Origin of the sequence: Streptococcus sp. A12 (assembly GCF_905372335.1) — a bacterium.
GTDB lineage: Bacteria > Bacillota > Bacilli > Lactobacillales > Streptococcaceae > Streptococcus.
This window is the reverse complement of record NZ_CAJPOU010000052.1, coordinates 1-8,122: the sequence shown is the minus strand read 5'-3', so window position 1 is coordinate 8,122 and position 8,122 is coordinate 1. Positions and strand designations below refer to the sequence as shown.

General features: G+C 44.0%; 9 protein-coding genes. 3 read left to right on the top strand and 6 right to left on the bottom strand.

Translation table 11 applies throughout. The features are described from left to right. The first annotated feature begins 286 nt into the window (after window positions 1–286). The 3 genes from plsY to QZ158_RS06855 all read left to right on the top strand — a co-directional run bounded on the left by plsY (window position 287) and on the right by QZ158_RS06855 (window position 2,162). A complete protein-coding gene (gene plsY, locus QZ158_RS06865) occupies window positions 287–928 on the top strand; it encodes a glycerol-3-phosphate 1-O-acyltransferase PlsY (protein ID WP_293886982.1) in 642 nt (213 codons plus the stop codon). Window positions 929–1,080: 152 nt separating this feature from the next. Continuing rightward, on the top strand, window positions 1,081–1,533 hold the full coding sequence (locus tag QZ158_RS06860; RefSeq protein ID WP_293886980.1) for a DUF3290 family protein: 453 nt from the start codon (window positions 1,081–1,083) through the stop codon (window positions 1,531–1,533). Continuing rightward, window positions 1,530–2,162 carry a DUF421 domain-containing protein gene (locus QZ158_RS06855; RefSeq protein WP_293886984.1) on the top strand — a complete coding sequence of 211 codons (633 nt, stop codon included), beginning with the start codon at window positions 1,530–1,532 and terminating at the stop codon, window positions 2,160–2,162. Before QZ158_RS06860 ends, QZ158_RS06855 begins: the two co-directional genes overlap by 4 nt. Before the next feature lie 85 nt (window positions 2,163–2,247). Here the strand turns inward: QZ158_RS06855 and QZ158_RS06850 are convergent, their stop codons facing one another. From QZ158_RS06850 to QZ158_RS06825, 6 genes are all read right to left on the bottom strand, one after another. Then, window positions 2,248–3,033 carry a Sua5/YciO/YrdC/YwlC family protein gene (locus tag QZ158_RS06850; RefSeq protein WP_293886978.1) on the bottom strand — a complete coding sequence of 262 codons (786 nt, stop codon included), beginning with the start codon at window positions 3,031–3,033 and terminating at the stop codon, window positions 2,248–2,250. Between the two features lie 97 nt (window positions 3,034–3,130). Then, window positions 3,131–3,721, bottom strand: coding sequence for a 3-isopropylmalate dehydratase small subunit (gene leuD, locus QZ158_RS06845; RefSeq protein ID WP_293886976.1), 591 nt, complete (start codon window positions 3,719–3,721; stop codon window positions 3,131–3,133). Window positions 3,722–3,732: 11 nt separating this feature from the next. Beyond that, on the bottom strand, window positions 3,733–5,115 hold the full coding sequence (leuC, locus tag QZ158_RS06840; RefSeq protein WP_293886974.1) for a 3-isopropylmalate dehydratase large subunit: 1,383 nt from the start codon (window positions 5,113–5,115) through the stop codon (window positions 3,733–3,735). A 2-nt stretch (window positions 5,116–5,117) separates the two neighbouring features. Next, complete coding sequence (locus QZ158_RS06835) at window positions 5,118–5,387, bottom strand: DUF1294 domain-containing protein (RefSeq protein ID WP_293886972.1); 270 nt, start codon at window positions 5,385–5,387, stop codon at window positions 5,118–5,120. Beyond that, on the bottom strand, window positions 5,384–6,421 hold the full coding sequence (gene leuB, locus QZ158_RS06830; RefSeq protein ID WP_293886970.1) for a 3-isopropylmalate dehydrogenase: 1,038 nt from the start codon (window positions 6,419–6,421) through the stop codon (window positions 5,384–5,386). Before leuB ends, QZ158_RS06835 begins: the two co-directional genes overlap by 4 nt. Window positions 6,422–6,432: 11 nt before the next feature. After that, window positions 6,433–7,995: a 2-isopropylmalate synthase gene (locus tag QZ158_RS06825; RefSeq protein WP_293886968.1), complete on the bottom strand. Its 1,563-nt coding sequence runs from the start codon at window positions 7,993–7,995 to the stop codon at window positions 6,433–6,435. Between the last annotated feature and the right edge of the window lie 127 nt (window positions 7,996–8,122).

Here is an 8,122-nt window from a genome sequence, read left to right as displayed (position 1 = left end):
ATATACATCCCTGGACGTTTACGGACCGCATCCAACCCTTCTAGTACCTGAATGGCATCGTCATTATAATTATTAATGTTGATTTCCTTTTTAGACACAAGGAACCTCCTGTTTGTTCATCTTTTCTATATTACAGCTTTTTAGGAAATTTTGCAAAATTTTTCTTTCTTCTCTCCCTTTAATTAGCCCATTTAAGTACGATTAGCTTAAGCCGACTATCCGATGTGACAAATCAGCTAGATATTTTCTTTTTCATTCAAAGCATTTTTGATATAATGAAACTATGATGAAAACAATTCTTTTACTCGTATTAGCATACTTATTAGGTTCTATCCCTTCTGGTTTGTGGATAGGAAAAGCCTTCTTTAACATCAATCTACGTGAACACGGTTCTGGAAATACAGGGACCACCAATACCTTCCGAATCCTAGGGACGAAGGCTGGTCTGGTTGTCTTTGCGGTTGATTTCCTCAAAGGAACCTTGGCTGTTTTATTGCCGACTATTTTTGGGGTTACAGGGATTTCTCCTATGGTCTTTGGTCTTTTAGCAGTCCTTGGACACACCTTCCCAATTTTTGCAGGCTTTAAAGGAGGCAAGGCAGTAGCGACTAGTGCAGGAGTCCTCATCGGCTTCTCTCCCGTTTTCCTCATCCTTTTAGCCATTTATTTCTTTGCTAGCCTTTACTTGACAAGTATGATTTCCTTTTCAAGTGTGACGGTCGCTATTCTGGCTAGTATCGGAGTCCTCATCCTCCCGCTGACTGGTTGGGTTCTCCCGAGCTACGATCTGATTTTTACCATCGTCGTCCTCGCACTGACCACCTTGATTATCATCCGCCACAAGGACAATATCAAGCGCATCCTCAACAAGAATGAAAATATCATCTCCTGGGGAAAAAACATCACCCATCAAAAACATAAAGACTAGAGCTTTTGCTCTAGTTTTTTTGATTGCTATCACTTTGTAAGCACTTCTCTTCAAAAAAGTTCTATAAGTTTTTTCTTCCTTTTGTTTTTAATCATTGCAGTTAAGGAGGATTTAGTTTATAATAACTTGAATTCAAAATCGGGAGGATTTTTATGAAATTCTATTCATATGATTATGTATTGAGTCAGATTAGCCAACAAAATTGGGTCATGGTGATCATGTCCATTCTCTTAGTGTTGGTAACGGCTTTTTTCGCCTTTAAGGCATATAAGGATAAACGCGGAAGTAAGTTCCGTGAATTATCAATCATTTCTGTCTTAATCTTAGTGGCCTTTGTTTTGATTGGTATTTCAAATTTCCAGAATAACCAGTCCAACGACAATCAATTTCGTTCTTCCCTACACTTTATCGAAGTCGTTTCAAAAGAGTTAGGCGTTGAAAAAGAAGATGTCTACATCAATACTTCGGATACGACCGATGGAGCTATTATCAAGGTAGACAAGCAATTCTATCGTGCGATTAGCGGAACAGACCCAGATAGCTATTTACTTGAAAAAATTGACTTATATAAATCAGATGTAGAACTTGTGGAGGTAGAAAAATAATGGACTTTTTTATTACGATTGCGATTAAGTTGGCTTTAGGGCTCGTTTCCCTAGTCTTTGTTATTAATGTGACCGGTAAAGGAAATTTAGCTCCAAGTTCTGCAGTAGACCAAATACAGAACTTTGTTCTCGGGGGTATTATCGGCGGGGTCATCTACAATAGCTCGATTACCATCCTTCAATATTTCGTCATCCTCATCATCTGGACGATTTTGATTCTGTCACTCAAATGGCTTAATACCAATGTTTACTTCATCAAACATCTGATTGATGGAAAACCAACTATTATCATAAAAAACGGAAAATTAGATCCAGAAGCTTGTCGCTCAAAAGGCCTTTCTGCTTCTGACGTCGCTCTTAAGTTGCGCTCTCAAGGGGTCTTCCAATTGAAAGAAGTCAAAAGAGCCGTCATCGAACAAAATGGCCAACTCATAATCGTTCGAATGGGAGATGAAAATCCCAAATACCCAATCATTACAGATGGTGTGGTCCAAGTAGAGATCTTAGAGACCATTGGTAAAACTGAAGAATGGCTCATGGCCGAACTCAATAAAAAAGGATTCGAAACTGTTGATGACATCTTTATCGCTGAGTACGATAAGGGCGAGATTAATGTAGTGACTTACTAAGATTGGAAGTCAGCTATTAGTAAATAATAAAAAAACGCAAAAAGGTCGTTACTGTAAGTAACGACCTTTTTAATACATCTATCTTTTAATAGTACTCCCCTTGGCGGTAGTTCCAAGAGTTGAAATGATCGGATAGGTGCATCATGATCTTATCGATATCCAATCCTTTACGGATCACAACTGGACAAGTATTAACAGAACGGCTGCCTGCTCCTTGTTCTGGGATGAGTTTTCCTTCTGCATCCACCATTGAGACCATCACCCCTTGTTCATAGCGTGTTTCAATGGTTTTGTCTGGTTGGATAGAGGCTACATAATCGTCAGCTTCGATGACCAAGTCTACGGCACCTTCAATGCGCTCACCGATTCCTTCAACCTTACCACGGTTTCCTTTACCTGAAGGATTGGCTGAAGAGGCGTAAACCATCTTGCCTTCTTTTTCCCACATTTCTTTGGCGATTTGCTCACCAGCTTTACCAAATTTGATAACAAAACAGCTGGTTCCACGAACGTCTGTCATGAGTTCTTCGCGTCCATCTCCGAAGGCTTGTAATTTTGCATAAGCATCTTCACGCCAAGGAAGGATACAACCAAGCAAGATATCTTCATCCCAATGTTTTTGGTAGAAGGCTTCGATTTCAGGATTCAATTGCGCAAGGGCGCGAAGTTCATCCATGCTTCCACAAAGAACGACACCAGGTTTGTTGCGGTTACGTTCTTTGGCTTCAAACTTCCGTTCCAAGCCAGCTTTGTCGCTAGTCATGATGATATAGCCGACTTTGGTAGGGCAGACGATACAGCCACCATCTCCTTTAAGAATGTCAAATCCTTCTTGTGAAAGTGTTCCGTCCCATTGAATGTGTTTTGTCATAAATTTCGTCCTCTTCTATTTCTTTTTTTCTATTCTATCAAAATTCCCAAAAAGCTTCAATATATTTTCTGAAAATTCTTAATTAACTATACAATTTTTATTGCCAATAGGCGGGCCGATTCTTCTCATAAGCAGCAATCAAGTCCTCGTATTGGAGGGTAATCCCAATATCATCTAGACCGTTGAGTAATTTGTGCTTCCAATCCCCATCGATCTCAAAGCTAAATTCTCCAACAGGCGAGATGATCTTCTGCTCTTCCAAATCCACCGTTACCTCATCTGTCGGCTTCAAGCTTGCCAGCTTTTGACGAACCTCTAGTGGCTGGACTATTGGTAGCATCCCATTATTGAGTTCATTATTGTAATGGATATCTCCAAAAGAGCCGGCGATAACGATTTTAAAGCCATAATCTGCTAAGGCCCAGGCGGCATGTTCCCGAGAAGAACCTGCCCCAAAATTGTCGCCAGTAATCAAAATGGTTGCCTTGCGGTATTCTGGCTTGTTAAAGATAAATTCTGGATCCTCGGTGTATTGATCATCCAAGTAGCGCCAAGCGTACATGAGGTACTTGCCAAAGCCTTTTTTATCAATCAGCTTTAAAAATTGCTTGGGGAGGATTTGGTCGGTATCAATATTATCGTTCATCAAGGGAACCGTAGTTCCCGTATAAATGGTAAATTTCTCCATGCTTCCTCCTTTTACTCAACTTCTGACATTTGGCGCACATCGACAAAGCGACCGGCGATCGCTGCTGCAGCTGCCATTGCTGGGCTACAGAGATGGGTCTTGGCCCCAAATCCTTGGCGGTCTTCAAAGTTCCGGTTGCTAGTAGAGGCACAGTGGACGCCATCCGGCACCTTGTCTGGATTCATCCCGAGACACATAGAGCATCCTGGATCACGCCATTCAAAGCCAGCATCCAGAAAGATCTTATCCAAACCCATTTTTTCCGCTGCTCGTTTGACAGGACGAGAACCTGGAACGACGATGGCGGTTAAATTAGGGGCAATTTTCTTCCCTTCTACGAAACGGGCAGCCAGCTGCAAATCGCTGAGTCTGGCATTGGTACAAGATCCGATAAAGATATAGCCCAACTCGATGTCTGAAGCCTTTTGACCTGGTTGGAGATCCATGTAGGCATAGGCCCGTTCATCATTCATATCCCGAATTTCTGGAAAGGCTGTTTCCACATCGACTCCCATAGAAGGGTTGGTCCCCCAGGTCACCATGGGTGCCAACTGCGATACATCGATGGTGATGACTCTATCATATGTCGCATCGTTGTCACTGACCAGGGACTGCCAATCGGCTACTGCAGCTTCAAAATCTTTCGGTACACATTCACGCCCACGGAGATAGTCAAAAGTCGTTTCATCTGGATTCATAATCCCCATCTTAGAGCCGAACTCAATGGACATATTGCAGATGGTCATCCGCTCTTCCATGGTGAGGCTATCGATTGCTTCCCCTCTATATTCGACCACATGGCCAACCCCACAGGCTACGCCATAACGAGCAATCAAGGCCAAAATATAGTCCTTGGCATAAATCCCCTTCTGAGGCTTTCCAGTAAACTCGACCAAGAGCTTCTTCGGTTTGACCTGCCAGATGGTCTGAGTCGCAAAGACATGCTCCACCTCACTGGTCCCAATCCCAAAGGCAATGGCACCGAAAGCTCCATGGGTCGCCGTATGGCTGTCTCCACAGACAATGAACTTTCCAGGCTGGGTCCGTCCTGTTTCAGGACCAACCATGTGAACGATCCCTTGTTTTTCTGAACCATGACCTGCATGATCGATCCCAAAGTCCTTGACATTTTCAGCTAATTTATCAATTTGAGCCTTAGAAATCACATCCCGGATATCATAAATGTTAACAGTTGGGACATTGTGATCAAAGGTTCCAAAGGTTAAATCTGGTCTCCGAACCTTTCTACCAGTGTCTCTAAGCCCTTGAAAAGCCTGGGGACTGGTCACCTCGTGGATATAGTGTTGGTCCACATACATGAGTTGGGGCTGGCCTTCCTCACCGGTCACTACATGCCGTTCCCAGATTTTATCAAAAATTGATTTTCCTGCCATCCTTACCTCCATAAAGCGTAGAGTGTGTAAAATGTGAGAAGGGTTCCTAAGAGCCAGGTAACCTTAAAATACCACTTCTGTGTTTTGTGATGAAAGAGTAGCCCTCCTATCCAGGCTCCTAGCCCTCCAACTGCAAAAGCATAAAAGAGCAAGGTCTTTTCTGGTATCCGCCAGGCATTTCTTTTGGCCTTTTCCTTATCAACTCCGTAGAGAATCCCTACGAAGAGATTCCATAGAAGGATCAAGCCAGTAATCATTCCTTTTACACTCATAATCGTTTTATAATCTCTTCTGTCATTTCTTTTGTCGAAGCACTGCCTCCTAGGTCTCTCGTAAAGATCCCTGCAGCAAGAGTTGCTTCGACTGCTTTTTCAATGCGACGAGCATCTTCTTCTCGATCAAAACTTTCTCGCATCATCATGGCAACAGAGAGGATCATTGAGACTGGATTCGCCACGCCTTGACCTGCAATATCTGGAGCCGATCCATGAATAGGCTCATACATGCTCGGTCCTGACTCTGAATGGCTAGCCGATGGCATAACCCCAAGAGTGCCAGACAAGACACTGGACTCGTCTGAAAGGATATCACCAAAGAGGTTTTCCGTCACGATAACATCAAAGCGTGAAGGATTGGTAATCATGAGCATGGCTGCTGAGTCTACCAACTGGTGCTCCAAGGTCACATCCGGGAAGTCTTGAGCCACTCGATCAGCTACTCTTCTCCAAAGCTTGGAGGTTGCGAGGACATTTTGTTTATCAATGCTAGTGACTTTCTTGCGACGTCCCCGCGCAATCTCAAAAGCCTTCCTCACGATTCGCTCTACTTCTTCAACTGAGTAGTCGTTGATATCCCGTGCTTGATTTTCTTCTAAGATATGCTCTCCAAAGTAAATCCCGCCGGTGAGCTCGCGAACTACTACGAAATCCACACCATGGATACGCTCCTCCTTCAAAGGAGAGAGGTGCTTGAGGGAGTCGTAAATCTTGACCGGACGAATATTGGCATAAAGGTTGAGCTCCTTACGAAGAGCTAACAAGCCTTGCTCCGGACGAATCGGTGCTCGGTCATACTGAGGACTTCCGATAGCCGCTAAGAGAATGGCATCAGATTCCTTTGTAGCTTCTAGAGTAGAAGCTGGTAGAGGATGACCAGCCGCATCAATCCCTGCTCCACCAAATGGATGAGCTTGGACCGAATAGTCAAAATTTGTTTTTTCAGCCACTGCTTTCAGCACGGACAGGCCGGCCTCCATGATCTCTGGCCCAATCCCGTCCCCAGCTAGGGCGACAATCTTCTTCGTCATAGTGTTCTCCTTTAGGCATCTGGTAGATCACGATAGGATACAATGTGACCGATCTCTCCAGCATTCTCTTTTTGCACCAAGGTATTGGCATTGATATAGGCAATCGCTGACGCCTTCAATACGTCAAAGTCTAAACCAGAAGCGTTAAAGATGGTATCCGTCGCTTCATTTTCAACAGTAACCAGCACACGCGCCTGGGCGTCAATCCCATCTGTCACCGCATCAATAGTGTAGGAAGTCAGACGAACTTCTTGGTGGAAGAATTGATCAATAGCATTAAAGATCGCTTCCACTGAACCTTGACCTTTGGCAAGGTATTCAAGAATTTCACCATCTTCATTTTTCAGACTGACTGCTGCAGTGATGCTTTCATCTTCATTGGTTGTGAGGCGAAGATCATCAAAGTGGAAGCCTTCTGGATTTTCCACTGCTGTACCGGCAACAAGGGCGCGGATATCGGCATCAGTGATCTCGTGTTTCTTGTCTGCCAGAGATTTGAACTTAGTAAACAATGGCTGGATGTCTTCTTCTGTGAATTCCAGACCCAACTCATGCAGTTTTTCTACAAAGGCATGGCGACCAGACAATTTTCCAAGTGGAAGGCTATTGCTCTTAACCCCCACCAACTCAGGCGTGATGATTTCATAGGTAAGCGGATTTTTAAGGACGCCATCTTGGTGAATCCCAGACTCGTGTGAGAAGGCATTGCCGCCAACCACTGCCTTGTTTTTAGGAATTGGAATCCCAGAGTAACGAGAAACCAACTCAGAGGTGTTGATGGTTTCATTTAGGACAATCGGACTCTCTACTTGGAAATAGTCTTCGCGAATATTAAGGGCGACCGCTACTTCTTCAAGTGCCGCATTGCCGGCCCGTTCCCCGATGCCATTGATGGTTCCTTCGACACGACCAGCTCCATTCTTTACAGCGGCGAGGCTATTAGCCACCGCCATTCCTAGATCATCATGGCAATGAGGGGAATAGATAATCTCACGATCTGTCTTGACATGGTCGATCAAGTATTTGAAAATAGCTCCGTACTCTGCTGGTGTCGTGAAACCGACTGTATCAGGAATATTGATGTAGCTAGCACCAGCATCGACTGCGGTCTGGACAACTTGCAAGAGGAAATCCAATTCCGTCCGTGTCGCATCTTCGGGTGAGAATTCAACAACTTCAAACTTAGATCGAGCATAAGAAACGTGCTCTTTGATGGCTTCAAGAATTTCTTCCTTGGTCTTGTTGAGTTTAAACTCCCGGTGAATGGGACTCGTTGCGATAAAGACGTGAACTTGCGGATACTTGGCGTCTTTCAAGGCTTCATAGCAAGCATCGATATCGGATTTAACGGAGCGAGCCAAACCTGTCACAGCAGTCTTGGTCAAGACCTTCGCAATCTCTTGCACAGCAGTGAAGGAATCCGGACTAGCTGCTGGAAAACCTGCTTCAATAGCAGAAATGCCCCATTTTTCCAATTGCTTGGCAATGGCAATCTTTTCTTTAATGGAAAAATTGACTCCTGGAGTCTGTTCACCGTCCCGAAGACTGGTATCTAAAAATTCAACTTTACGCATAGGGTATCCTCTTTTCTAAACATAGTGAATAAAATAAAAACATCTCGCCAGTTACCTAAGCGAGATGTTTTGTTACTCCCGCTTGGTAAGCCAAACAGGACTAATGCTTTTGCACTAGCCCGAGTAC

What these genes read in the sequence shown, in the direction of transcription:
- leuC (WP_293886974.1), bottom strand. Translation starts at nt 5,115, where the DNA reads ATGGCAGGAAAATCAATTTTTGATAAAATCTGGGAACGGCATGTAGTG.
- leuB (WP_293886970.1), bottom strand. Translation starts at nt 6,421, where the DNA reads ATGACGAAGAAGATTGTCGCCCTAGCTGGGGACGGGATTGGGCCAGAG.
- plsY (WP_293886982.1), top strand. Translation starts at nt 287, where the DNA reads ATGAAAACAATTCTTTTACTCGTATTAGCATACTTATTAGGTTCTATC.
- QZ158_RS06825 (WP_293886968.1), bottom strand. Translation starts at nt 7,995, where the DNA reads ATGCGTAAAGTTGAATTTTTAGATACCAGTCTTCGGGACGGTGAACAG.
- QZ158_RS06835 (WP_293886972.1), bottom strand. Translation starts at nt 5,387, where the DNA reads ATGAGTGTAAAAGGAATGATTACTGGCTTGATCCTTCTATGGAATCTC.
- leuD (WP_293886976.1), bottom strand. Translation starts at nt 3,721, where the DNA reads ATGGAGAAATTTACCATTTATACGGGAACTACGGTTCCCTTGATGAAC.
- QZ158_RS06860 (WP_293886980.1), top strand. Translation starts at nt 1,081, where the DNA reads ATGAAATTCTATTCATATGATTATGTATTGAGTCAGATTAGCCAACAA.
- QZ158_RS06850 (WP_293886978.1), bottom strand. Translation starts at nt 3,033, where the DNA reads ATGACAAAACACATTCAATGGGACGGAACACTTTCACAAGAAGGATTT.